Below are 25,044 nucleotides of genomic sequence, written 5' to 3'. Positions count from 1 at the left end.
ATGGTCAGAATCGTGGTGCCCGCCGTCTGGACCCCGCAGGGCCGGACCGACTTCGAGGGCACATCCGGCCCGCTGGACGACGTCGTCCGGGAGTTCGCCGCGCGTCACCCGGAGTTCGGTCGGCGGCTGCTCGACGCGGACGGCGAGCCGCTGCGCTATCTCAACATGTGCGTCGACGACGAGATGATCCCCCGGCACCAGCGGGCCGCCGCCACGGTCGGGCCCGACGCTGTCGTGACCATCATCGCGCCGATGGCGGGTGGCTGATGACGTCGTCCGCGGAAACACCTGGGCCGCCGCGGACGGGCGCGGGCACGGTCCCGCGCCGGGTGGTCATGCAGGCGTACGGCGACCCGGCGGTCCTGACCGTCCGCGATACCGACCTTCCCCAGGTGTCGGCGGGTGACGTCCTCGTCCGCGTCGCGGCCGCGGGTGTCAACGTCGTGGACCTGTACCAGCGCAGTGGCGTCTACCCGGTGTCCCTGCCCTTCACCCCTGGATTCGAGGGGAGCGGAACGGTGGTCGCGGTCGGCGCGGGCGCCACCGGTGTCGCGGTCGGGGACAGGGTCGCGTGGATGGGGCAGCCGGGTTCGTACGCGACCCACTGCCTGCTACCGGCGGCACGGCTGGTGCCCGTGCCCGACGGGTTGAGCCTCACCGACGCGGTGGCAGCCCTTGTCCACGGCATGACGGCGCATCTACTGACCACGGAGGTGTATGCGCCGTCCGAGGGCGCCGTCTGTCTGGTGCACTCGGCCGCCGGCGGCGTCGGCGGGATGCTGTGCCAGTTCGCCGCACGGCGCGGCGCGACCGTCATCGGCACGGTCTCCCGCGACGACAAGGCGCCGGCGGCGCTCGCCGCCGGCGCCCACCACGTGATCAACTACAGTCGCACGTCGTTTCCCGCCCAGGTCCGCGAGCTCACCGCAGGACGGGGCGTCGACGTGGTGTACGACGCCGTCGGACGGGACACCTTCACCGACGGGCTCGCCTGCCTTCGGCCGGGTGGCACGTTCGTGCTCTACGGCCAGGTCAGCGGAGCGGTCGATCCGGTCGACCCGCAGCTGCTCAACTCGTACGGATCGCTGTTCCTCACCAAGGTGTCGCTCAGTCACTACGACCGCACCCCTGAGCAGACGCGCCGCCGCGCCTCGGCGGTGTTCGACGACGTGGTCGCCGGACGGCTGCGCGTACGGGTGCACGCCACCTTCCCGCTCGACGCCGCGGCCGCGGCCCACGACGAGCTGGCGTCGCGTCGTACGCGCGGCAAGATCCTGCTTCTGCCTTGACCTCGGCGTACGGGCAGGCCGGTTCGCCGGCCTGCCCTGACCCGGCCCGGCGTGCGTCGTTCCGTGGCGCCGGGGGCACGGTTCTCGTGCACCACGGCCCCCGCCGGACGACGTCGCCCGAACCGACGGGAGAAATCGTGAAGGCTCTGGTGTTGTCCGGCGGCTCGGGTACCCGGCTGCGGCCGATCAGCCACTCGCTGCCCAAACAACTGGTTCCACTGGCGAACCGGCCGTTGCTCGAGCACGTCCTACAGGGGATCCGCGACATCGGGATCACCGAGGTGGGCATGGTGGTCGGCGACCACGGATCGCAGATCAGGCAGGCGCTCGGGGGTGGATCCTGGAACGACGTCGAGATCACCTACCTGACCCAGGAGTCGCCGCGGGGACTCGCACACGCCGTGCGGGTCGCGCGGGGGTATCTCGGTGACGACGACTTCCTGCTCCACCTCGGCGACAACCTGCTTCCCGACGGCCTCGGCGGCGGTGCCGCGGAGTTCCGACGGGGCGGCGCCGGCGCGCACCTCCTCGTGCAGAAGGTCCCCGACCCACGGCCCTTCGGAGTGGTCGAACTCGATCGGGACGGCCGGGTGGTCCGTCTCGTGGAGAAGCCCCAGCGGCCCCGCAGCAACCTCGCACTCATCGGGGCCTGCTTCTTCACCCCGGCGGTCCACGTGGCCGTCGACGCCATCCGGCCCAGCCGCCGCGGCGAGCTCGAGCTCACGGACGCGGTGCAGTGGCTCGTGGACCAGGGTGTCGCCGTACGGGCCAGCGAGTACACCGGCTACTGGCAGGACGTGGCCGACAGCGACGACGTCCTGGCGGGCAACCGACGTCTGCTGGAGGGCGTCGACGCGCAGCGCGGTGGCGACGTCGATCCGTTCAGCGCCGTGGGTCCCCGGGTGTCCGTCGCGGCGGGTGCGCGGATCATCCGCAGCCATGTCGAAGGTCCGGCGATCATCGGCCCCGGCTCGGTGATCGAGGATAGCCACGTGGGCCCCTACACCTCGGTCGGCCGTGACTGCCTCATCCGGGGCAGCGAGCTGTCCGGGTCCGTCGTCATGGACGGTGCGCAGATCTCGCAGGTGACCCGGCTGACGGACTCGATCATCGGTCGCGGAGCCGAGATCGGCCGCGGTGATCGACACGCCGGCCACCGTATCGTCAGCGGTGACCACGCGCGCATCGACGTGCCGTGGTGAGCCGTCCGGCAGTTGTGTCGCGACTGCCGGCCGTGTCACCGTTCCGGGCGGTCGCGTCCCGCCGTGCCGTGCCGGTCGACGGTGCGGCTGATGTCCCGACGAACATGGCCGCGCTGTCAACGTGCGTCGAGACGGCCCTCCGCGACCTGCTCGGCGTCGAGTTGGCCGTCGCGGTGCGACCAGCCGCGGACCCCACGGCCGGGGTCGCACCCGCGGCGGCGAGCGCGTTCGTGTCCACCGGCGGTTCGCTGCACCGGGGCGCCACGACCACCGTCACGGCGACGGCAGACGGCGTGTCCCTCGAGGTGACTGGCGCCGGCCGGTTGGTTTGTGACGTCGCGGCGGTGCGGACGTCCTCCCCGGCGGAGTGGGACCGGTCGCTGGCCGAGCATGCCGCGCTGGCGCGAGAGGCGGCGGAGCTGGCGGGGGAGAGCCACGACCAGGCCGCGTGCCGTACGGGTGCCGTCCTACGGTGTCTGCGGCGGCTGCACCTGCCGACGTACGTTCCCCTGACACTCGCTCCGGCGTCGCGGCCGGGTTGGTTGGTCTTTGTGTCGGGCACGCTGCGCGTGGCCACGCACGTCGTGCCTGGGCCCCGTGCGCAGCCGGTGGTCCTGGCGGTGCTGACCGACGGCTGGACCTGAGTCGTAGTTACGAGGACGGGGCCACCCGGCATGTGCCGGGTGGCCCCGTCGTCGTACCCGTGGGCATGCGCGCGTGTCGCGCTGGTCAGGAGGTCCGTTCGCCGGCGGCGCCGGGCAGCGGTCCCGTCAGACCCTCCTGCCGGTGGCCCCGCCGCCGTGGCCGGGACCACCGGCGCATGACCGGCTGTTCGACGAGCGCGTAGAGGATGGACGCGAGGACCAGGCAGACCAGGTACGTGGAGATCAGGACGAGTATTCCGGTGCCGAGGTCGAACGTCTTGCGGGTGTACATGCCGACCACGCCGTTCTCTCCGCTGTACGCCGCGTGGACCATGAACATCACGGTGACGTGGATGACGAAGAAGGCGTACATCCGGTCGCCCAGCCAGACCATCAGCTTGCCGTTGGCCAGCGTCCGGTGGCCCCGCACGTCCGCGACCGCGAAGGCGGGGATCAGCAGGGCCATCGGGATGAGCGGCACGAAGGTGTAGCCGTAGAAGACCGGCACGTCGAGGGTTGCCAGGTAGAAGCCGATGGTCAGCAGCGAGGCCGGCAGCGCCCCCAGACCGATCCACCGGCCGGTCAGGACGATGCGGGCCATGATGATACCGACCACGAATTCCAGTGCCCGAGTCAGCGGGAAGTAGAAGCCGAACCAGTGCTGGGACCAGGAGACCTCGGGCGCCACGAGGGATGGCGGCTGGTCGGGCAGGAAGGCGTTGGCGACTACCGGAACCAGCGCTGACAGGGCGGTCACGCCCACGGCCCAGCCCCACAGGCGGTTCGGTCGGATCTTCTTGACCAGGACGTACAGCAGGGGGAACGCCGCGTAGGCCAGCACGTCGATGTTGGCCGACCACATCGGACCGTTGAGGTTGTTGAACAGGAAGGACTCGGACGGGAACCAGGCGCTGACGAGCAGCAGCCCGGCCAGGGCCTCCACCGCCTTGATCGGCACCCCGGTGGGGATCCACAGCGCGATGATGATGGCGTACACGACGACGTGGTTGGGGAAGAGTTTGAAGAACCGGCGACGCCAGAACTGCCGCGCGCTGTCCTTCGATGACGCCGTCCAGGTCACCACGAAGCCGGTGAGGACGAAGAAGAAGCTCAGGCCGAACATGCCGGCGTTGGCGCCGTAGCGGACGTACTCGACCATTACGGCAGGGTCGGTGAACAGGCCCAGGGCGAGCCCGTGCGTGATGAACACCGACAGGCCGGCGACTGCCCGCAGACCGGTCAGCGACGGCAGGCGGGAGCGGGTGCCGGTCCCCGCGGGGGTTTCCGGCCCCGCTCCGGGCTGTGTGATCGTCATGGATGCACCTCCGGGTGCGGGTTGCCCGTCGGCGGTGCCGACAGGATCGGGCGAGGCGACAGGGGATGAGGATGCGAGCGGCGGTGGGCGCCGACCGGGCTGGTCGGCGCCCACCGGCACCGGTGCCGGGCGGGGCGGGCGTGGGGGCGAGGTGCCTCAGGCGGCGGCTTGCGGTTGCGGCCGGGAGCCGCGCAGCACACGGAGGATCATGCTGGGGCGCATCAGCGCCTCGAGCGGATCGACCAGGCCGGCGGAGCGCATGAACTGCTCGGTGACGGCGGCGTCGCGGGTGGCGGCGATCTGGACGCGGTACATGTACGCCTGCATCAGCTTGAGCATCGGAGTCCGGTTGCCCTCGACGCCGGGGAAGCTCAGGTTGATCCCTTCGGTCATGTCCCAGGCGGGGTCGATGATCCGGCCGACCTCGCGCATGAAGTCCAGCGAGCTGGGTGGGGCCCCGAGGCGCAGCCGGTCCCGCAACGCCAGAGCCTGCAGGGCGGCGAGGCTCTGCGCCTGGGCGAAGACCGGATTCGGCGTGCACACCGCGTCGCCGAGCACGATCAGTCGCTCCGGGAACCGGGACATCCGGTCGTAGCGGCGCCGCAGCGTGGTCGGGAATCGGAACAGCACCGGGTCGTCGAGGGGCTCGGCTTCGATGATCGCCTCGTGGATCTCCTTCGCCGCCAGCGTCTTGACGAACGCGTTGAAGCCGTCCGGGTCGGTCGGTGGGTGGTCGCCCAGGAGGCCGTAGGCGGTCAACTCCACCAGGCCGCTGTCGGTCTTGGTGAAGATGGCGCCGCGGGGCAGGGTCGGGTTCGCCACCGCGATGATCGAGTGGTCGGTGCCGAACGGGTCGGTACGCAGCCGGTAGTGCCGGGTCACGTAGCCCAGACCGATCTTCGTGCCCTCCTCCTCGACGCGCGGGTAGCCCAGGGCTTCCAGCCACACCGGCGTGCGGGAGCCGCGGCCGGTGGCGTCGACGACCAGATCCGCCTCCAGCGTCTCCTCCGCGCCGCCGTCACGCCGCTGGACCCGGGCCCCGGTCACCCGGGACCGGTCGGGGCTGGTGGAGAGGCCGGTGATGTCGTAGCGCTCCATGAAGGTCACGTTCCCGAGGGCCTGCACCCGCTCCCGGACGTGCGCCTCCATGATCGGCCGTCGCGCGCCCACATTGGTGAGGCCAGCGCGGACCTGCTTGAGGGGCTTGCCGTTGAAGTACCACCGCACCGTGCCGGACAGGTCGGTCTGCGGGCACCCGGCGGTGATCATCTGCGCGGTGATTTCGGGGAAGAGCTCCTCCATGGCGCGGGCGCCGCGGGCCAGCAGGCCGTTGATGTGCCGTGCCTGAGGCGCGCCCCGACGCGCCTCGCGCACGCCGAGGAGTTCGTCCCGGTCGACGACGACCACCTCGCGGTAGCTTTCCGACAGGGCGCTGGTGGCGAAGAGCGACGTGATGCTGCCCCCGAGCACCACGGCACGTTCTCCGACGAATTTGCTCATTGACATTCGTCTCCCTTGGGTAATGAACGATTGCGACACGTCGACGGGAAACCGTTTCGGCGTCCGAGCGGCGTCGAATCGCCATCCGGGCCGGCTCTGTGTGGGATCGTTTCAGTCAGGGCGTTCGGCGAGCATCTTCCTGACTGCCCTAGACACCCGGTGACCTGCTGCTCGTTGCGGGGCGAGCGGCCAGGGTCGAAAATGGTGGACGCGGCACGGAGAAGGGTGCCGGGCCGACGGAATTGCGCGCTATTTGGCGGTGCGCTGCCGCGGGTCGGAAACCGGGGCGTCCCGTTTCGCGCGCGCGGCGGCAGGCGTCGCGTCCGCGTCGGCGATGATGCCCCCCAGCCATGCCGCCGCCACCTCGAGGGGCCTGGTGTCCAGTCGGCAGGGGCGCCGCTGCGCGTCCTGCCGCCGCCCGACCAGACCCGCCCGTTCGAGCACGCGCAGGTGGCGACTGACTGCGGGCATGCTCATGGCGAACGGGGCGGCCAGCTCCGTGACGCTCGCCTCGCCGGACACGAGCCGGGCGAGGATCGCCCGCCGGGTCGGATCGGCCAGGGCGGCGAGGATTCGGCTGAGATCGTCTGATGCCACAGATGGTGACCTTCCGTCTCTGGGCCGGGCGGCCGAGCCGTATGCTGCTGCGCCCGGCCGCGGGCGGCGGACCGCGCCAGCGGGTCGCGTGGGCGCGGAGTGCCGGGCCGGCTGTTGATCATGAGGAGGCGGCCTCGGCGAGGTACCGCGCGATCCGCTCCGGCCGACCTGGCCGGGTTCGCATCCGGGCATGGCGGTCGTGCCCGCCCGCCGGAACGGTGGCGTCGATGCCCAGTTTCGCGGTCACCCCGCCGACGGCGGACGGGTCGAGGCTGCTGCCGGCGGCGCGGGGAATGACGACGACGTCCCGGTCCGCCTGCACCCGCGTCGCCAGGGCCCATCCCACCTGTTCGTCGTCGTGGATGTCCACGTCGTCGTCGACCACCACCGCGTACTTGACCGCGCTGGCCCCGCCGAGGGTGGCGAGCAGGACGTTCACGGCGGACGCGGCAGCGCCGCCGCGTACGGACACCACGGCGTGCAGTCGGCAGGAGCCGGCCTCCGGCAGCCGGACGGCCACCACGTCGGGGTGCGCCTGGCGCAGCATCCGCAGCAACGCCGCCTCGCGCGGTATCCCGCCGAGGAGGAAGTGCTCGCGGCCACCGGAGAGGATCGTCTGGAAAACGGCCGCGCCGCTGTGCCAGCCGGCGGTCAGCTCGATCACGGGCGCCGGAGCGGTGGGCCCGTACGTGCGGGGGAACTCGCCGAACGGCCCCTCCGGCGCGCGCACGCCGGCACGGAAGCGTCCCGCGAGGACGAATTCAGCGTCGGCCGGCACCGGCAGACCGCTGGTCGGGCAGGCGACGACCGGAAGCGGTGTCGTGCGTAGCGCGCTGGCCACCTCGAGGTCGTCCAAGGCGCGGTCCGCCGCCGGGGCCTGGCTGGCGAGGGCCAGCAGGGGATCGACGCCCACCACGATCGCCACGTCGAGGTCGAGCCCGCGGCGTTCCGTCGCGGTCAGGATCCGGCGCAGGCGTCCCGGCAGGACGAGTGTCCGGAGGGTCCGTTCGCCGACGGCCAGCATGCGGTTGATCGACAGGTTCGTCTTTCCGGTCGCCGGATCTCTGACGACGAGGATCGCCGAGGTCAGGTAGCGGCCACCGTCGTGTTCGTGCTGCACGGTGAGGGGAAGCCGGGACAGCAGCGCGTCGCCGTCGAAGCGGTGGGTGAGCACTGCCGCGGCGGTGTCGGGCACCGGCGCGCAGGGCCGTGGTGCGGTCAGTGCGTCGAGGTAGCGGGTGGTCGTCTCGTGGGGGAGGCAGTCCATCGCCTCGGCGAGGTCGGCACGGCTGCGGACGAGGTTTCCGGCGAGGGGGAACGAGGCACCGGCCACGTCGAGGAAGAGCACCGACCGCCGCCCGTCGAGGCGCTCCAACACGGCCGAGACCTCCTGGTCCGGGTCCACCAGTGACCGTACCCGGCCGAGGCGGCCGTTCGCATCGAGCTTCGTCAGCCATGACCGTAGGTTCTGCGCCGCGGGCCAGCCCGGTGGCGTACCGGTCGACGGGGCGGGGATGGTCACGGTCGGCCACCAGGAGCGTGGACGGTGAAGTGGATGTGCTTGAGCTCGGTGAACTGTTCCAGCCCGACGGTTCCGCGGGTGCGGCCGATTCCCGAGGACTTGAAGCCTCCGCTGGGTGTCTCCGGGTACGAGTGGTTGTACCCGTTGACCCAGACGGTGCCGGCCTCGAGGCGACGGGCGATGCGCCACGCGCGGTCGAGGTCCCTGGTCCACACGCTCATCGCGAGGCCGTACGGTGTGGCGTTGGCCCGCCGCACCGCCTCCGTCTCGTCGTCGAACGGCTCGACGGTCACCACCGGGGCGAACAGTTCCCGCTGGACGACCGGCGAGTCCGGTGTCGCCCCCGTGACGACGGCCGGCCGGACGAAGTGCCCCGCCAGAGCGTCGAGGTGGACGCGCTGGCCGCCGTGCACACCGTGCCGTGCGGCGGCGTCGGCCAGTGTCGCCGCCATTCGGTCTCCGGCGGCCGGGGACACCAGCGGACCCATCTCCGTCGCAGGGTCGCCCGGGTGACCGACGCGGACGCCGTCGAGACCGGCGGTGACGGCCTGCAGCACGTCCTGGTGGATCGGGCGGGCCACCAGGACGCGGGTGCAGGCCATGCACATCTGCCCGCAGGTCACCACGACCGCTTTGACGACTGCGGCGATCGCCGCCTCCAGATCGGCGTCGGCGCAGATGACGGTGGCCGCCTTCCCGCCGAGTTCGAGCAGGTGGCGCTTCATTCCGTCGCCTGCGGAGCGCAGGATCTCCGTACCGACCCGGGTCGAGCCGGTGAACGCGACCGCCCGCACCAGGGGGTGTGCGACGCTGGCCCGACCGACGGCGGGACCGCCGACGACGAGGTGCGCGACGTCGGCGGGGAGCCCGGCCTCGCGGCCGAGCGCCAGCACCCGGCCGGTGACGAGGCTGGTCTGCGGCGCCGGCTTGACCAGCGCGGTGACGCCGGCGGCCAGCGCCGGTGCCAGGTCCCGGATGAGCAGCAGCATCGGCCAGTTCCACGGCACGATGAACGTGGTCACCCCGACCGGTTCCCGGACGACGTGCGCGACCGTGCCGTCGGGCAGCGTGCCGGCGATGCCGCCGAGGTGTCGGGCGAGTCCCGCGTTGTAGGTCAACGCGTCGACGCAGGCACGGATCTCCTGATGGGCCTCGGATCTGGTCTTGCCTGTCTCGGTCACCAGCGCGTCGGCCAGTTCGGTCGCGTGCGCGGCGAGCGCCTCGCCCCACTGATGGAGTGTGGCGGCCCGGCGTCGTGCGTCGAGCGCCCACGGACTGCGTAGCGCCCCGTGTGCCTGCGCCGCCGCCTCGTCCAGTTCGGCGCGGGTCGTGACCGCAACCGGCGTCAGCGGCGCGAGGGTCGTCGGATCCACCGGTCGCACGTACGCGTCCGGCTCGGCGGGCGACGGGATGTCGGGGTTCATGAGAAGACCTGCCCGCCGTCGACGATGACGGTTTGTCCGGTCACGAACGCCGAGGCCGGCGAGGCCAGCCAGAGCAGCGGGCCGACGAGGTCGTTGGCCTGCATGGGTCTGGGCAGGGAGCGCGCCCGGGCCGACGCGGTGAGGTACGACTCGGTGTTCAGTGACCTGCTGGCGTCGTTGTCGACCAGGCCGGGGGCGATGGCGTTGACCCTGATGTGCTGTCCGCCGAGTTCCCGGGCCGCGGCACGGGTCAGCCCCTCCACCGCTGCCTTGGAGGCGACGTAGTGGGCGAATCCGACCGCCCCGATCCGCCCGACCACGGAGGACACGTTGACGATGCTGCCGCCGCCGAAATCCGTCATGGTCGGCGCCACGGCTCGGATTCCCAACCAGGTGCCCCGGACGTTGACCGCGAAGACGTCGTCCCAATCCTCGACGACGAGGTCGGTCAGAGGGCGCTTCTCGCCGATCTTCCGATAGACGGCCGCGTTGTTGACGAGCACGTCCAGGGCGCCGAATTCGGCGACGGTCCGTTCCACCACGAGCCGCCAGTCGGACTCGGAGGCGACGTCGGCGGGGGCGAAGACCGCGCGGCCGGGACCGTCTCGCGTCGCGGCCCGGGTCATGGCGAGCGCCTGCCGGGCGGACCGCAGCAGGTCGACGGCCACGACGTTCGCGCCGGTCGCGGTGAACGCCCGCACGTACGCGCTGCCGATCTCGGCGGCCGCGCCGGTCACGATCACCGTGCGGCCGGCGAGGCCGGCGAGGGACGCCGCGCGCATCGGGAGGACACTCATCGTGCTGGCACCTCCGGTCCTTTGGATGGGTGCGGGCCCGACGCGGTGTCGGCGAGGGCGTCGTACCCGCCGTCGGTGAGCTGCCGACGCAGGATCTTGCCGACCGGGGAGCGCGGAATCCGGTCCACGGCGACAACTCGCTTGGGGCGCTTCAGCGACGGCAAGCCTGATGAGGTCCGGATGAAGTGCTGGACCTCCCGGACGGCTTTCTCGGGGTCGAGCCCATCCCGGGGTACGACGAATGCCGTCACCGCCTGTCCCCACCGCTCGTCGGGCAGCCCCACCACGACGTTGTCGCCGATGGCAGGGGAGGCGGCCAGCGCGGCCTCGATGTCGGCGGGGTAGATGTTCTCGCCACCCGAGATGATCATGTCGTCGACGCGGCCCTGGTACCACAGGTTTCCCTGCTCGTCGCGGATCGCCAGGTCGCCGGTGTGGTACCACCCGTTGCGGATCGCCGCCTCGTCGGCGTCGCCCCGTGCCCAGTAGCCCGAGAAGGCTTCCGGGGAGTCCATGGACGCGATGACCTGCCCCGGCTCGCCCGGAGCCACCACGTCCTCGGCGTCGGCACCGGCCCGGTTGGCGATGACACGCACGCGGGAGAACATCCCGGCGCGGCCCGCGCTGCCCGGCCGCGCCGCCACATCGGGCTCGACCGTGAACGTGTAGATCTCGGTGCTGCCGTAGTGGTTGACGAACGTGTGCGGACGGACCGTGCCGGCCAGGCGGCGCGCGAGGTCAGGGGCCATGGGCGCCCCCGCGTACCCGAGCCGCCGCAGTGACGTCAGCTCGTGCATCCGACCGGTGTTGAGCAGCGACCAGTAGATGGTGGGCACCAGGTACAGCGAGGTGACGCCCTCACGCACGACGAGTTCCGACGACTCGTCGGCGTCGAACCGGCGTTGCGGTACCCAGGTGCCGCCGACCAGGAGGCTGGCGAGGAGGGTGCGGACACCCATCGTGTGGAACAGCGGCATCACTCCGAGCGTGACGTCGCCGCTGCGGTGCCCCGACTGCAGCACGTGCGCCACGGTGGCCGCGTGCTCGGCGGCGTGCGTACGGGGAACTCCCTTGGGACGTCCCGTCGTGCCCGAGGTGTAGAGCAGCACGCTCAGGTCACCGGAGTCGACGGTGACGGGTATCGGGCCGTCCGGCTGCGCCCCGACGAGCGGAGCCAACGCGGTCTCGCCGGCGGGGGCGTCCCGCGGGTCACCGACGTACACCCGCCTCGGCGCGTCGGGCAGGGCGACCGGGGCGGCCCGGGACTGACCGGAGGTGGTGGCGTCGGTGACGATCAGCACGGGAGCGCAGTCCTGCAGGCAGTGCCCGATCTCCGCGGGGCCGAACCGCGTCGACAGGGGCACCGCCACCGCCCCCAGCTTCTGCACCGCCAGGTAGAGACTGGCCAGTTCCGTGCCGTTGGCCAGGTGGAGCACGACGCGGTCGGCGCGCCGGACGCCGAGGTCCGCCAGCGTGCGGGCGAGCTGGTTGGTGTACGCGTCCCACTGGCGGAACGTCAGCGGCCGCCGTCCACCCACCGCCCGCTGTTCGGGGTGGCGTGCCGCGCCCCACGCCAACATCCGACCGATGTCCATGCGGTCACCCGAGATTCTCGACGGCCTGGCGGATCCGGCTCAGGCCCTCCTCGAGGACGTCGTCCGGGACGGCGTACGTGATGCGTACGTGCCCCTCGCCCCGGTCGCCGAACGCCGTGCCCGCGACCACTCCCACCGAGTGCCGGTCGATCAGGTGGTCGGTGAACTGTTGGGCGGTCATTCCGGTGCCACGGATGTCCGGGAAGACGTAGAAGGAGCCGTCGGGGGCCGTGCAGTTGATGCCGGGCATCGCGTCGAGCGCCGCGACCGTCCGGTCGCGCTTGGCCCGCAGGCGGTCGCGGGTGGCGATGACGTGGTCCTGCGGCCCGGTGAGTGCCGCGAGGGCGGCGATCTGGACGAACGCGGGTACGTTGGTCACCGAGTTCTGCTGGAAGATGTCCATGGCGGTGATCAGGTCCCGGTTCGCCACGCACCAGCCGATCCGGAAGCCGGTCATGATGTAGCTCTTGCTGAACGTGTCCACCAGGAGCGTCCGCTCCGCCATGCCGTCGACGGCGGCGATGGTGCGATGTTCGGCGGGCGGGTAGACCATGTGGCTGAAGATCTCGTCCGAGATCACCATGACGTCGTGCCGCTGACACAGCGCGCTGATCTCCGCCAACCGGTCGACGGTCATCCCGTTGGGTCGCTGCGGGGTGTTGATGATCAGAACCTTGGTGCGGCCGTTCATCAGGCGGGCCAGTTGATCGATGTCGAAGTGGAAGTCCGGTTCGACCAGCGGGGCGTAGACCACCCGCCCGCCGGCATAGGTGATCCAGAACTCGTCCGGCGGATAGCCGGGGTTGGGGAAGATGACCTCGTCGCCGTTGTCGACCAGCGTGAGCAGGCTCTGCGTCAGCGCGTGCTTGGCACCCATGGTGACCAGGACCTCCTCGCGGGCGGTCGGGCGTCCCCGACGCGTCGCCTCCTCCGCGATCGCGTCCCGCAGTTCCGGTAGGCCCGGACCGGGCACGTAGCGCACGTGCCCGTCGTGCACCGCCTTGGCGCAGGCCTCGAGGATGTGTGGTGCCGGGCGGAACTCCTCGCCCTGGAAGTCGCCCTTTTCCAGGTGGATGACCCGGTTCCCGGTTTCCCGTTCGAGTTGCTCGGCCCGGCGCATCGACGCCCATTGCTTCGGCAGGACGAAATGGCTCGTCCGGCTCGAGAGGGGGCTTCTCGCGGTCCGCGCAGGGATGTTCGGCGTGGTCACCGGTAATCACACTCCTCGTGTTCGGCAGGGGGAGGGCGCCCATCGGCTGGGCCGATGACGCCGCGGCTCACGATTCCAACTGCCGCCGTACGCCGGCATCTCTGTGCGTGCGCTCGTCGTCGCTGGCTGTCGCGGTGACGTGTCGGCGGTCCGGACGTGTCGGGGTCCGACGCCGGCGGACCGCGATCGTTCCCGCGCCCCGCTGAAGTCCCAGGTGACCGGCCTGCGCCGCATTCCAGGAGATGCGCGGGCCGTCGGCCTGGTGCCACGGTCATGGTCGGCATCGACGGGTTCGTTGCTGTCGGAGCGTCGTTCCGGGGCGTGTGACGAGTGACCGCCGGGCCGTGCTCCGGGTGAGCTGATCGGCGCCACTGACGAGGAGAGGGACAAGTGCAGCCATTCCAGATCAACATCCGGCAGACCGAACTCGACGACCTGCGCCGTCGCCTGGCACAGACCCGATGGTCGCCGGACCTTCCGGAGACGGGCTGGGCGCGCGGCGTGCCGTTGGCGTACCTCAAGGAACTGGTCGCCCACTGGCTGACCAGTTACGACTGGCGCCAGGCCGAGTCGCGGCTCAACCGCCTGCCGCAGTTCACCACGTCCATCGACGGCACCACCGTGCACTTCATGCACGTACGTTCGCCCGAGCCGGACGCACTGCCGTTGATCATGACTCACGGGTGGCCCGGTTCGGTGGCGGAGTTCCTCGACGTGGTGGGCCCGCTGACCAATCCCGCCGCGTACGGCGGCGACCGGTCCGACGCGTTCCACCTGGTCATTCCGTCGATTCCCGGCTTCGGCTTCTCCGGCCCGCTGCCCGCGGCCGGGTGGACCGTCGACCGCATCGCGGCGGCGTGGGTTGAGCTCATGCGTCGCCTCGGCTACGAGCGCTACGGCGCCCAGGGCGGGGACTTCGGTTCACCGATCTCCCTCGCGGTGGGTCGACTCGACCCCGAGCACGTCGTCGGCGTGCACAGCAACATGCTCACCGTGTTCCCCTCCGGTGATCCGGCAGAACTGGACGGCCTCAGCGAGCAGGACATGGCCCGGTTGGGCCGGCTGGCGCGCTTCGACGCCGACGGCTCCGGATACCGAAAGCTGCTCTCGACCCGTCCGCAGACGGTCTCCTACGCCCTGAACGACTCGCCGGCCGGCCAACTGGCCTGGATCGTCGAGCGGTTCAAGGAGTGGACCGACGCCGAGCTGCCCGACGACGTGATCGACCGTGACCTGCTGCTGACCAACGTGATGATCTACTGGCTGACCAACACGGCGGGATCGTCGGCCCAGCTGTACTGCGAGATCACCGAGCAGCAGCGCAAGGCGACCGAGGACCCGAACGGGGACATGCTGGCCGGCTACCGCGAGCAGCCGCTGACGGTGCCGCTCGGCGTGGCCGTCTTCCCGGAGGACTGCATCGTCCCGATCCGTCGCTTCGCCGACCGGGACTTCTCCACCATCACGCACTGGACCGAGTTCGACCGGGGCGGGCACTTCCCGGCGATGGAGGTGCCGGAGCTGCTGGTCGGCGATGTCCGGACCTTCTTCCGGTCGCTGCGGACCGCAGCCTGACCGGCGGTGTGCTGCTACCGGCCGCCCCGCGCGGAGCGACGTCATCCGTCCGACCGCACGTACACGTCCATGTCTGAAAGGCGATACCGATCGATGGAGGGACAGCAAGGTGACGACAGTTGACATGGGACCCCGGGCGGGCCGCCGCGAATGGCTCGCGCTCGCCGTGCTGTGCCTGCCCACCCTGCTCACCACGGTGGACATCAGCGTCCTGATCCTCGCCCTGCCCCGGCTCGCCACCGATCTCGGGGCCAACAGCACCCAGCAGTTGTGGGTGACCGACATCTACGGATTCATGATCGCCGGATTCCTGGTCCTCATGGGGACCCTCGGCGACCGGACCGGCCACCGCAACGTGCTGCTCGGTGGCGCCGCCGGCTTCATGGTCGCATCACTGCTCGCGGCCTATTCGACCTCGATCGAGATGCTCCTGGTCTCCCGCGCCCTGCTCGGGATCGCGGCGGCGACGGTGATGCCCTCCGTGCTCGCCCTGATCAGTCAGCTCTTTCCGAATCCGATGCAGATGGGCGCCGCGATGGGCATCTGGGGGACCTCCATCATGCTCGGCGTGATCCTCGGCCCGGTGGTCGGTGGCCTCCTGCTCGACTCGTTCTGGTGGGGCTCGATCTTCCTGATGGGCGTTCCCGTCATGGCGCTGCTGCTGGTGGTCGGACCAGGGCTGCTGCCGGGCGCCCGCAACCCGCACCCCGGGCGACTCGATCCGCTCAGCGCGGTGCTCTCGCTCGCCGCGCTCCTGCCGGTCGTCTACGGGCTCAAGGAGATCGCACGGGCCGGTTGGCAGCCGACGCCCATTGGCGCCGTCATCGTCGGGCTTGCCTTCGCGCTGATGTTCGTCGCCCGCCAGCGGCATCTCACCCACCCGATGCTGGACCTCGGGCTTTTCCGCAACCCGGTCGTGAGCACGATCGTGCTGCTCGGCCTCGCGTTCGGCTTCATCACCGCGGGGGCCGGCCTCGTGTCGACCCTCTACATGCAGCTGGTGGAGGGAATGTCTCCACTCAAGGTCGCGCTCTGGATGCTGATTCCGGCCGGCGCGATGATCGTCGGCGGCAACATCGGACCGGCCGTCGCCCGTACCGTGCGGCCGGCCTACGTCCTCGCGGCCGGGATGGTCCTCGCGGCGGTCGGTGCCCTGGTCATCACCCAGGTCAGCGTTTCCGGCGGCCTGGCGACCCTGATCGTCGGCCTGGTCATCATGTACGTGGGTGGCAGCCCGAGCGCCACGCTGGCCAACGCCGTGCTGATGGGCGCGACGCCACCGGAGAAGGCGGGAGCCGCCGGCTCGTTGTCCTCCACGGGCGGGGAACTCGGGGTGGCGCTCGGCGTCGCGATCCTCGGCAGCGTCGCCGGGGCTGTCTACGGTTCCGCGGTCGAGGTGCCGTCGGCCGTGCCGCCCGAGGCCGCCATGGCCGCGGGGGAGAGCATCGTCGGCGCCGCGGCCGTCGCGGACACCCTGCCGCAACCTGTCGCGGCGGAGCTGCTCGACTCCGCCCGGGAGGCGTTCACGCAGGCGCTGCACGGCGCCAGCCTGATCAACCTCGTCCTCTTCCTCGCGGTCGCGGCGCTCCTCGTCGTCCGGCTCCGGGCCGTGCCGCCCACCGGCGCGGGGCATCCCGGCATGCCCCCGGAGGCCGGACAGACCGTTCAGTGATCCCGTCGTGCGGACCGTCGGTGGTCCGCCCAGCGCCCGACCGCAACCGGGCGTCCCTGGTCCCTCATCTCCCAAGAAGGAAGGCGTCATGCCCCGTCGAAGAATCCGCACCGTCGCCGTGGCGGCGGCGGCCGCGCTGGCTGCGCTCGCGCTCGTCGTCGCCCTCACCCCGAATCCCGTCTCGGCCCGCGGTCCGCGGGTGGCGGTCTGTGTCGCACCGACCGTGAAGAGTGGCGTCGAGTTCAACGCCACGGTGCCGAAGAAGGCCGCCGACGTCCTCGTCCGCCGCACCGCCTCGTACCTCGGGGTCTGCGCCTCCTACGGGCAGTCGTCGAGGATGGGGAACGGCACGATCCGTGCGTTCTCGCAGTCCCGCAACGGGGTGCCGCACACCATCGGCCTGGTCATGGGCGTGAACGCGCTCGACGGTCTGCCGAGCCACCCGCCGACAGCGGGCCTGTGGTGCTACGACGTCAACGGCGACGGCGTGACCGACCAGCACACGGAGTGCACGGGCGGGTACGAGCATCCGCTGCGACTCAGCGACGAGTTCCGCTCGCGGGTGAACACACCGTTCCAGTACGTCCTGATGAACTGGAACCCGGCCGGCCATCTGCCCGAACACATCTACGACCGCCCGCACTTCGACGTGCACTTCTACATGAACTCCAACGAGGAGCGGCTGGCCATCCGCCCGGGGCCGTGCGGGATGCTCGTCAACTGCGACGACTGGGAGGTGGGTCGCCAGCCCGTCCCCGCGAAGTACATGCCTGCCGACTACAGCGACTTCGGGGCCGTCGAGCCGGGTATGGGCAACCACCTGATCGACCTGAACGGGCCTGAGCTGAACGGCCAGCCCTTCACGCACACCTTCATCTACGGCTCCTACGCGGGACGCCTGACGTTCTACGAGCCCATGGTCACCCAGGACTGGTACCGGAAGCTCGCCTCGGGCGCCGTGTCGGACGGCTGCTTCCCGATCAAGCAGCCGCAGGCGTGGCAGACGGCCGGCTGGTACCCGACCACGTACTGCCTGCGCCACCGCGAGAACAGGTCCGAGATCGTCACCACGCTGGAGGGTTTCGTCCTGCGGTCGGCGGGATAGCCGTTCGCCCACGGGGTGGTGGTGCGACGCCGGCGGTCGCACCACCACCCGCTCGGAGGTCTCGGCCACGTTTTGCCACCGTGAACCGACGCCTGACTTCGGTATGCTCGCCAGGGGTATCGATCTCGGTGCGGAGGCGAAATGGGCAAGGTCGACAACACCGTCAACAAGACTGACGAGGTTGACGCGTTCATGGACAAACTCGACCACCCCTTCAAGGCGGAGGTCGAGATGCTCCGCGAGAGCATCAAGGCCATCAATCCGAAGATCACCGAGCAGATCAAGTGGAAGGCGCCGTCGTTCTCCTACAAGGGGGAGTACCTGGCGACGTTCAACCTGTGGGCCAAGGAGCACGTCCACCTGGTGTTCCACAACCCGCTGGTAGTGGACATCGACAGCAAGCTGCTGGAGGGCAACTACACGGACGGTCGCCGGATGGCCTACTTCCAGGACATGAAGGACGCGCGAGCCAAGAAGACCGAGCTGAAGCGCGTCATCAAGGAACTCATCAAGTCGATCGACAAGTGATGATCGTCCTCATCCACACCTCCAAGGTCATGCGGTCGGCGCCCCGCGGCGACGCGACACTGACCGAGCCGGCACTGCGCGGCAGGGCCGAGGAGTTGGCGGCCTACCTTCAGACCCTGTCGGTGGAGCAGTTGGCGACCGTCATGGAGATCTCGCCGGCGCTGGCCGAGAAGACCCATGCGCTCCTCGCGAGCTGGGGCGTCGAGCGCGAGCGGCAGTCTCCGGCAATCGACAGCTTCGCGGGCGACATCTACAGCGGGCTGCGCGCGTGTGACTTCTCGGCGGCCGACCGCACGTATGCAGACGACCGACTGCGGATCCTTTCGGGTCTGTACGGGATCCTGCGTCCTCACGACGCGGTTCAGCCGTACCGACTCGAGATGGGCTACCGGCTGCCCGATCCGCCCTACTCCAACCTGTACGAATTCTGGGGCGACTCCATCGCCCGGTGTCTGCCGTCCGCGGGCGTCATCGTCAATCTCGCCGCAGTGGAGTACAACAAGACCGTCACGGCGTTCCTCGACCGGGACCGGTTCATCAGTCCCCGCTTCATGACGGTGCACCCGAAGACGGGAGAGCCGCGTTTCGTGGTGGTGCACGCCAAGATCGCGCGCGGCGCCTTCGCTCGATGGCTGCTGACAGCCCGCGTCGAGAATCCGGATGACCTCCTCGATTTCGCCGAGATCGGCTACCGGTACGACCCCGCGCTGAGCAAGCCTCGCCAGCCAGCGTTCGTGTGCGAGGAATTCGAAGGAAAGGGTCTCAGCGTCCGCCTGAACGATCTGGGCTGACGAGCCGTCGCACCCGTCCTGCGAGTTACCGCTCGTCACGGTTGCCTTGGCGCGCCTCGACACCTTTCGGTGCCGCGGTGGGAGGACTCGTGGCAGCCGTGGACAAGACCGCTCCCGGCTCCCGTGCACCACTCGACGGGCGGTTCCACCGCACGGCGCTCACCCCTGCACATGGCGGTCGTCGTCGCGCACTGGGTATGGCTCCGCTCAAGTCCGGACCGGTGACGGCCGTCGTGACGGCCCGCCCAGGCCGTCCACGTTCCCGGACCGCTCGCGGTTGACGGCAAAGACTTCCCACCGCGTCGCACTCTCCGTTGGCCGGGCCTGCCGCACCGGTGCGGACCCGTGTTGGTGCACGTCGCCGGCATCGCACGCGGGGAGATGCCACGGGAGCCGCCGGTGACAACCCTGGCGGTAGCCCCGTAAACGACGCTCAGGCCGGTTCGACCCTTCGAGAACCCCGGCCGGTCCTCGGCCGACCGACCGCCATCGAAAGGCGCCTCCATGCTGACGTCGCACCGCGGCAGGCCGACCGGTTTCCATCAGGAAGGTAAACGTCGATGAGTCATATCGGAGCCCGCGCCGTCGTGCTCGGCGGAAGCATGGGCGGCATCCTCGCGGCCAGGGTCCTGGCCGAATCCTACGCGGACGTCGTCGTCGTGGAGCGTGACAAGGTGCTGGGCGTCAGCACGCCTCGCAAGGGTGCGCCGCACACCGTCCACGCGCACGGCCTGCACGCACGGGGACACCTCATCCTCGAGGAACTGTTCCCCGGGATCACCGACGAACTGCGCGCCAGCGGGGTGCCCACCGGCGATCTGGGGGAGATGCGGTGGTTCTTCAACGGCCGGAAGATACAGCCCGCCCACACCGGGCTCATCTCGGTGACCGCCCCCCGCCCAGTCCTCGAGAACCACGTCCGCAACCGGGTCGCGGCCCTGCCGAACGTCACCTTCATACAGGAGTGTGACGTGCTCGGCCTTGTCGCCACCGACGATCGGGAGCAGATCGTCGGGGTACGGGTGCAGCGGCGGACCGGAAACGCCGACGTCGAGGTGCTGGATGCCGATCTGGTTGTCGACGCAACCGGCCGAGGCTCCCGTACGCCTGCCTGGCTCGAGAGTCTGGGATACCAGCGGCCGGAGGAGGAACGGGTCAAGGTCGGGCTCGCGTACACGACCCGGCACTACCGCACCCGTCCTGAGATGTTCGACGGCGTGCAGTCGATCAACCCGGTCGCTTCCCCGGGCCACCCGCGAGGGGCCTTCTTCGGCCAGGTCGGCCGGGACGTCTGCATTCTCTCGCTGACCGGACTGCTCGGGGACTACCCGCCCACCGATCCCGGGGCGTTCCTCGAATTCGTTCGTTCCCTGCCGGTGCCCGACGTCTACCACGCGGTTCGCGACGCCGAGGCGCTCGATGACCCCGTCTCCTTCCGCTTCCCCGCCAGCGTCCGCCGGCGGTACGAGCGACTGCTGCGCCTCCCTGACCGGTACCTGGTCATCGGCGACGCCTTCTGCAGCTTCAACCCCGTCTACGGCCAAGGCATGAGCGTCGCCGCGATCGAGGCGATGACGCTGCGGCAGCATCTGCGTGAGGGGCGTGCGCCCACACCGCAGCGCTTCTTCGCTGACCTGTCCCGGGTCATCGACACCCCGTGGGACATCGCCGCGGGCGGCGACCTCGACTTCCCGGGCGTGGAGGGCAAGCGCACCCTCAAGGTGCGGATCGGCAACGCCTACATGGCCCGCCTTCAGTACGCCGCCACCCAGGACCCGGAAGTGACGAAGGGGTTCATGCGTGTGGCGGGTCTGATCGATCCCCCTCAGGCGCTCATGCGGCCCGCGATGATGCGCCGGGTGCTACGGCATGCGGTCCTCCGCCCCGCACCGGGCCGGTCATGGACGGACGAGTCCGTGACCGGAGCCGTAACCGGACGGGCAGGCTCACGCTCGGGCGATCCGCTGCCATGATCGGTGGCCCCCGGTCGGACTGTCTCCAGGCTCCGACCGGGGCCGTCCACGGTCTACGGCCAAAGCCCCTGCCGCTGGTGTGCTCTGACAAGGCTCGGCGTGTCCACCGATCCGACAACGCGGCAGCGTCCAGGGTCTTCGCCGTAGCCCCGCCTCCGGTCGGTGACCGGAACCCGCGGTGGGTGTCGCGGTGATCCCGGCGACACCCACCGCGGCGGGTCAGCTCGCGCAGACCAGGGCCAGCGAGAGCCCCCACGTCTCGGCGTATCCGTCGGCGTCCTCGTGGGCCCAGGCGTTCGCCGTGCCAGCCGTGCCGTTCAGCCCGGTGAGCAGGGTCTGCGTCCGGTCGTCCTCGTGGATGCTGGAGACCTCGATGCCGGCGCCCACGCTGAGCAGCTTGCCGAGGGTGCAGGAGCCGGCGACGTTCCTGAGCGAACCGCTCGTGATCTCCGACGCCGCACGTACCACCTCGTAGCCGGCGGGCTCGTTGGCGCAGATGGCGAACGTCCGGAGGGCTTCCGTGCCGTGCGCCACCGTGCCCTGGTCCACCGTCCGGGCGACGGCCCAGGTGTAGTTGGTTCCCCCGTTCGGCCACAGGGCGTCGCCGAGGGAAACCCGGTCGAGGACGAAGGCGCTGTTCGAGTTGTACACCTCTGCGCCCGAGCCGAGGACCTTCGTGGTGCCCGGGCAGGCCGCGGTCTTGGACAACCGGTGGTGGTCGTTCCATCCGGCCTTGACCTCCGACACCACCTGATAGCCGGACGGCCGGTCGGCGCAGAAGGCGAAGTAGGTGAAGCGCCAGTCTCCGGTGTACTTGACCGCGCCGACCTCACGCATCGACACCGTCCAGCTCGTACCGTCGGTGGACGGCGCGGACCTGTCCATCGCCACCCGTCCGGCCGCGTCCGAGGGGCTGGTCAGGTAGCCACCCCCACCGAGGGCGACCTTGCCGGCCGGGCAGGGCACCGTACGGGTTCGGTCCGAGCTGCCGAAGGTCGTCGTCACGGCAACCTTCTCGACCCCGGTCACGACGGGTTTCGCCGGGATCGGATCGAACTCGGCGAGGGCCGGGGCCGCCCAGCCGGCACCCGCCAGCGACGCGGCCAGCACGACGGCTGCGGTAACGGGACCGGTACTGGTGCGGATTCGCATCTGATGACCTCCTGTCGTTTCGAAGCGCCGACCGGTGTGCACGGCACGCCGGTCAGCTCCGCCGGACGTTTGTCGGCGGCTGACATGAGCGTCGGAGACCACGCTTGCCGTCGGCTAGCCGACGGCTTGCCACCACATCGACCACATAGGATGGTGATCGTCCGGTCACAGGAGCAGGGATGACAATGAGGTGGTGCGTCCTCGGCCCGGTGGAGGTCTCCGTCGCGGGGCGGGCCCTGCCCATCGACCGGCCGCAGCACCGCGCGCTCCTGGCGCTGCTGATGCTCAACGCCGGCCGGCTGGTCTCGCCAGGGCAGCTGATCGAGGCGCTGTGGGCCGCCGACCCGCCGGTGAGCGCGCGGACCCAGGTCCAGGTGTGCGTGTCCCGGATCCGGGCCGCGTTGCGTGCCGCCGACCTTTCCGGGGCACTCGTCACACACAGCGGCGGCTACCGGTTGCTCGTCGACGACGGCGCACTGGATCTGGCCGAGTTCACCGTCCTGCTGCGACAGGCCCGGGCTGCGGAGGCGGCCGGACAACTGGCGGAGGCAGCGCGGCTGCTGCGCGCCGGGCTGGCCCTGTGGCGCGGGCCGGCGTTGGCCGGGGCGGCGGGAGCGTTCGTCGAGGCCGCCGCCGCGGGCCTGGACGAGCAGCGGCTGCTCGCCCAGGAGCAGCTGGCCGCGGTGGAGTTGGCGCTCGGCGGGCACGAGACCGTCGCACGCACCCTGCGTCCGCTCGTCGACGCCCATCCGTTGCGGGAGCGGCTGGTCGCGCACTACCTCGTCGCGCTCGCCGGATCCGGGTGCCAGGCGGATGCACTGCGGGTGTACGCCGACACGCGGCGTCGGCTGGTGGAGGACCTGGGCGTGGAACCGGCCGCCGAACTGGCGGAGACGTACCTGCGGGTGCTGCGCCAGGAGGTGACCGGGCCGGAGCCGGCGCGCGGAGGCGGCGTGCCGGCTGGGGAGCCGGCTGAGCCCGGGGGCCGCTCGGCCGGCCCGCCCGCCGGGTCCACACCCGCCCCGGCTCAACTCCCGGCGGACCTGGCCGGGTTCACCGGCCGGGCGGGGGCCCTGCGGGAACTGGACGCCCTGCTGCCGGAAGACGCCGACACCCCGACCGACGCCGGTACGAACCGGACGGTGATCATCTGCACCATCAGCGGTACCGCCGGGGTCGGGAAGACCACGACGGCCGTGCACTGGGCGCACCGGGTCGCGCACCGCTTCCCGGACGGGCAGTTGTACGTCAACCTGCGTGGTTTCGACCTCGCCGGACGAGCCGTGTCGCCAGGCGAGGCGCTCCGGGGTTTCCTGGAGGCGCTGCACGTGTCCCCGCAGCGCATGCCCAGCGACCCCACCCAGCAGGCGGCCCTGTTCCGGACGACGGTAGCCGGCAGACGGATGCTGGTGCTGCTGGACAACGCCCGGGACGCCGACCAGGTACGACCCCTGCTACCCGGTACGTCGGGCTGCCTGGTGGTGGTGACCAGCCGTAACCAGTTGACGGGGCTGACCGTCACCGACGGCGCCCACCCGGTGTCGCTGGACCTGCTCGCCCCGGACGAGGCGCGGGCGCTGCTGGAACGCCGACTCGGCCGGGGCCGCTGTCAGGCGGAGCCGGCGGCGGTCGAGGCGATCGTCGGGCGGTGCGCCCGACTGCCGCTGGCGTTGGCGATCGTGGCGGCCCGGGCCGCCACCGCCCCCGACCTTCCGCTGGGCACGCTCGCCGCCGAACTCGCCGCGACCCGCGCGGGTGACCTGTCGGCGTTCGACGCCGGTGATCCGGCCACCGACGTACGGGTCGTTTTCTCCTGGTCGTATCAGGCGTTGGACGCCGGGTCCGCGCGGCTGTTCCGGCGGCTGGGCCTGCACCCCGGGCCCGACGTCGGGCAGCCTGCGGCGGCGAGCCTGGCGGGGGTGTCGTTGTCCCAGGTCCGTCCGCTGCTGGCAGGGCTGACCCGGGCGAACCTGCTCACCGAGCGTTCCCCGGGCCGGTACGCCATGCACGACCTGCTGCGCGCCTACGCCGCACAACTGTGCGACGAGGTCGACTCGACGGCGGACCGGGAGGCCGCCCGGCACCGCCTGTTCGACCACTATCTGCACACCACCCACGCCGCCGACGAGCTGTTCTATCCCTACCGCCTGGCCTGCCCGGTGACCCTGCCGCCGGCGCGGGCCGGGGTGACCGTGTCGACCGGGTCGGACCACATCTGGGCGGTCGACTGGTTCACCGGAGAGCACCAGGTGCTGCTGGCCACCGTGGCGCAGGCCGCCGCCGAGGGCTTCGACACCCACGTCTGGTCCCTGGCGACGGTACTCACCACGTATCTCGACCGGCGTGGGCACTGGGACGACCTGAGCGCGGTCCAGCAGACGGCGCTGGCGGCGGCACGGCGCGCGGCCGACCTGTTCGGGCAGGCCCAGGCACATCACGGCCTCGCCATCGCCTACACCTGGTTGGAGCGGCACTCCGACGCCCACCGTCACTACCGGGACACGTTGGCGTTGTACCGGCGGCTGGGCGACGACGCGGGTCAGGCGCACGCTCACCTGGGCATCAGTTGGGTGCTGGCCCGCCAGGGCCGGCACGACGCCGCGCTCGACCCGACCCGGCAGGCACTCGACCTGTACCGCAGTGCCGGGCATCTGCCCGGCCAGGCGAAGGCGTTGAACAATCTCGGCTGGTCGTACGCCCAGCGGGGTGACCACGAGGCGGCGCTGCCGCACCTCCGGGAGGCCCTGCGGCTCAATGAGCGAACCGACGACCGACGCGGCGCTGCCATGATCTGGGACAGCCTGGGTTTCGCCCAGCACGGGCGGGGCGAGCACCTGCGGGCGCTCGACTGTTACCACCGCGCGCTGCGCCTGCACCGGGAACTCGGCGACCGGTACGACGAAGCCGATGTGCTGGACAAGCTCGGCGACACCCATCAGGCGGCCGGTGACCTGGCCGCGGCCCGCACCGCGTGGCGCGACGCGGCGGCGATCTTCGACGAACTGGACCTCCCCGACGCCGAGCGACCCCGTGGCAAGCTGGCCGGCATCGCCTTCGCGGACAGGGACGGCACTGCCTGAGTCGTGCCTGGATGCCCGAGCATCGCGCGGCAGCTGCCAACGTTCCGGGAGGCACTGCGGATCGTTCGAGATG

20 protein-coding genes are annotated in these 25,044 nt (G+C 70.9%); 11 read left to right on the top strand and 9 right to left on the bottom strand.

All coding sequences use genetic code 11. The features are described 5' to 3' along the window. The 4 genes from ABT006_RS25915 (at position 1) to ABT006_RS25900 (ending at position 3,135) form a co-directional block, all read left to right on the top strand. The gene (locus ABT006_RS25915) at positions 1–267 is read left to right on the top strand and encodes a MoaD/ThiS family protein (protein ID WP_350710450.1); all 267 of its coding nucleotides are present in this window, start codon (positions 1–3) and stop codon (positions 265–267) included. 68 nt (positions 268–335) lie between these two features. Then, positions 336–1,289: a quinone oxidoreductase family protein gene (locus ABT006_RS25910; protein WP_350710542.1), complete on the top strand. Its 954-nt coding sequence runs from the start codon at positions 336–338 to the stop codon at positions 1,287–1,289. Positions 1,290–1,426: 137 nt separating this feature from the next. Further along, complete coding sequence (locus tag ABT006_RS25905; RefSeq protein WP_350710448.1) at positions 1,427–2,491, top strand: glucose-1-phosphate thymidylyltransferase; 1,065 nt, start codon at positions 1,427–1,429, stop codon at positions 2,489–2,491. A gap of 104 nt (positions 2,492–2,595) precedes the next feature. Further along, on the top strand, positions 2,596–3,135 hold the full coding sequence (locus ABT006_RS25900) for a hypothetical protein (protein WP_350710446.1): 540 nt from the start codon (positions 2,596–2,598) through the stop codon (positions 3,133–3,135). An 85-nt stretch (positions 3,136–3,220) separates the two neighbouring features. Here the strand turns inward: ABT006_RS25900 and ABT006_RS25895 are convergent, their stop codons facing one another. The 8 genes from ABT006_RS25895 to ABT006_RS25860 all read right to left on the bottom strand — a co-directional run bounded on the left by ABT006_RS25895 (position 3,221) and on the right by ABT006_RS25860 (position 13,005). Then, positions 3,221–4,450, bottom strand: coding sequence for an acyltransferase family protein (locus ABT006_RS25895; protein ID WP_350710444.1), 1,230 nt, complete (start codon positions 4,448–4,450; stop codon positions 3,221–3,223). Positions 4,451–4,606: 156 nt separating this feature from the next. After that, complete coding sequence (locus tag ABT006_RS25890) at positions 4,607–5,950, bottom strand: FAD-dependent oxidoreductase (protein WP_350710442.1); 1,344 nt, start codon at positions 5,948–5,950, stop codon at positions 4,607–4,609. Between the two features lie 249 nt (positions 5,951–6,199). Beyond that, complete coding sequence (locus ABT006_RS25885; RefSeq protein WP_350710440.1) at positions 6,200–6,547, bottom strand: ArsR/SmtB family transcription factor; 348 nt, start codon at positions 6,545–6,547, stop codon at positions 6,200–6,202. Positions 6,548–6,665: 118 nt separating this feature from the next. Then, the gene (locus tag ABT006_RS25880) at positions 6,666–8,069 is read right to left on the bottom strand and encodes a UbiD family decarboxylase (RefSeq protein ID WP_350710438.1); all 1,404 of its coding nucleotides are present in this window, start codon (positions 8,067–8,069) and stop codon (positions 6,666–6,668) included. Continuing rightward, the gene (locus ABT006_RS25875) at positions 8,066–9,493 is read right to left on the bottom strand and encodes an aldehyde dehydrogenase family protein (protein ID WP_350710436.1); all 1,428 of its coding nucleotides are present in this window, start codon (positions 9,491–9,493) and stop codon (positions 8,066–8,068) included. Before ABT006_RS25875 ends, ABT006_RS25880 begins: the two co-directional genes overlap by 4 nt. Next, positions 9,490–10,290: an SDR family NAD(P)-dependent oxidoreductase gene (locus ABT006_RS25870; RefSeq protein ID WP_350710434.1), complete on the bottom strand. Its 801-nt coding sequence runs from the start codon at positions 10,288–10,290 to the stop codon at positions 9,490–9,492. The genes ABT006_RS25875 and ABT006_RS25870 overlap by 4 nt, the downstream gene beginning before the upstream one ends. Next, on the bottom strand, positions 10,287–11,885 hold the full coding sequence (locus ABT006_RS25865; protein WP_350710432.1) for a class I adenylate-forming enzyme family protein: 1,599 nt from the start codon (positions 11,883–11,885) through the stop codon (positions 10,287–10,289). The genes ABT006_RS25870 and ABT006_RS25865 overlap by 4 nt, the downstream gene beginning before the upstream one ends. Before the next feature lie 4 nt (positions 11,886–11,889). Beyond that, complete coding sequence (locus ABT006_RS25860) at positions 11,890–13,005, bottom strand: pyridoxal phosphate-dependent aminotransferase (RefSeq protein ID WP_350710430.1); 1,116 nt, start codon at positions 13,003–13,005, stop codon at positions 11,890–11,892. A 480-nt stretch (positions 13,006–13,485) separates the two neighbouring features. Between ABT006_RS25860 and ABT006_RS25855 the strand changes: the two genes are divergently transcribed. The 6 genes from ABT006_RS25855 to ABT006_RS25830 all read left to right on the top strand — a co-directional run bounded on the left by ABT006_RS25855 (position 13,486) and on the right by ABT006_RS25830 (position 20,739). Continuing rightward, on the top strand, positions 13,486–14,670 hold the full coding sequence (locus tag ABT006_RS25855; protein WP_350710428.1) for an epoxide hydrolase family protein: 1,185 nt from the start codon (positions 13,486–13,488) through the stop codon (positions 14,668–14,670). Between the two features lie 109 nt (positions 14,671–14,779). Continuing rightward, positions 14,780–16,342, top strand: coding sequence for an MFS transporter (locus ABT006_RS25850; protein ID WP_350710426.1), 1,563 nt, complete (start codon positions 14,780–14,782; stop codon positions 16,340–16,342). Between the two features lie 88 nt (positions 16,343–16,430). Next, on the top strand, positions 16,431–17,447 hold the full coding sequence (locus ABT006_RS25845) for a hypothetical protein (RefSeq protein WP_350710424.1): 1,017 nt from the start codon (positions 16,431–16,433) through the stop codon (positions 17,445–17,447). 192 nt (positions 17,448–17,639) lie between these two features. Next, positions 17,640–17,975, top strand: coding sequence for a DUF1801 domain-containing protein (locus ABT006_RS25840; RefSeq protein ID WP_350710422.1), 336 nt, complete (start codon positions 17,640–17,642; stop codon positions 17,973–17,975). Continuing rightward, positions 17,975–18,766 (top strand): YaaA family protein, encoded by a 792-nt coding sequence (locus ABT006_RS25835; protein ID WP_350710420.1) that lies wholly within the window; start codon positions 17,975–17,977, stop codon positions 18,764–18,766. The genes ABT006_RS25840 and ABT006_RS25835 overlap by 1 nt, the downstream gene beginning before the upstream one ends. A 560-nt stretch (positions 18,767–19,326) precedes the next feature. Continuing rightward, entirely contained in the window at positions 19,327–20,739 is a 1,413-nt protein-coding gene (locus ABT006_RS25830; RefSeq protein ID WP_350710418.1) for an FAD-dependent oxidoreductase, read from the top strand. A 219-nt stretch (positions 20,740–20,958) separates the two neighbouring features. Here ABT006_RS25830 and ABT006_RS25825 read toward each other — a convergent pair whose 3' ends face one another. Beyond that, positions 20,959–21,891: a hypothetical protein gene (locus ABT006_RS25825; RefSeq protein WP_350710416.1), complete on the bottom strand. Its 933-nt coding sequence runs from the start codon at positions 21,889–21,891 to the stop codon at positions 20,959–20,961. Between the two features lie 179 nt (positions 21,892–22,070). Between ABT006_RS25825 and ABT006_RS25820 the strand changes: the two genes are divergently transcribed. Next, positions 22,071–24,971, top strand: a complete 2,901-nt coding sequence (locus ABT006_RS25820; RefSeq protein ID WP_350710414.1) for an AfsR/SARP family transcriptional regulator — start codon at positions 22,071–22,073, stop codon at positions 24,969–24,971. Positions 24,972–25,044 lie beyond the last annotated feature (73 nt).

Source organism: Micromonospora sp. NPDC002717 (assembly GCF_040295705.1).
In the GTDB taxonomy this organism is placed as follows: domain Bacteria; phylum Actinomycetota; class Actinomycetes; order Mycobacteriales; family Micromonosporaceae; genus Micromonospora.
The sequence above is the reverse complement of the archived record's forward strand: the minus strand, read 5'-3'. Positions and strand labels throughout refer to the sequence as shown.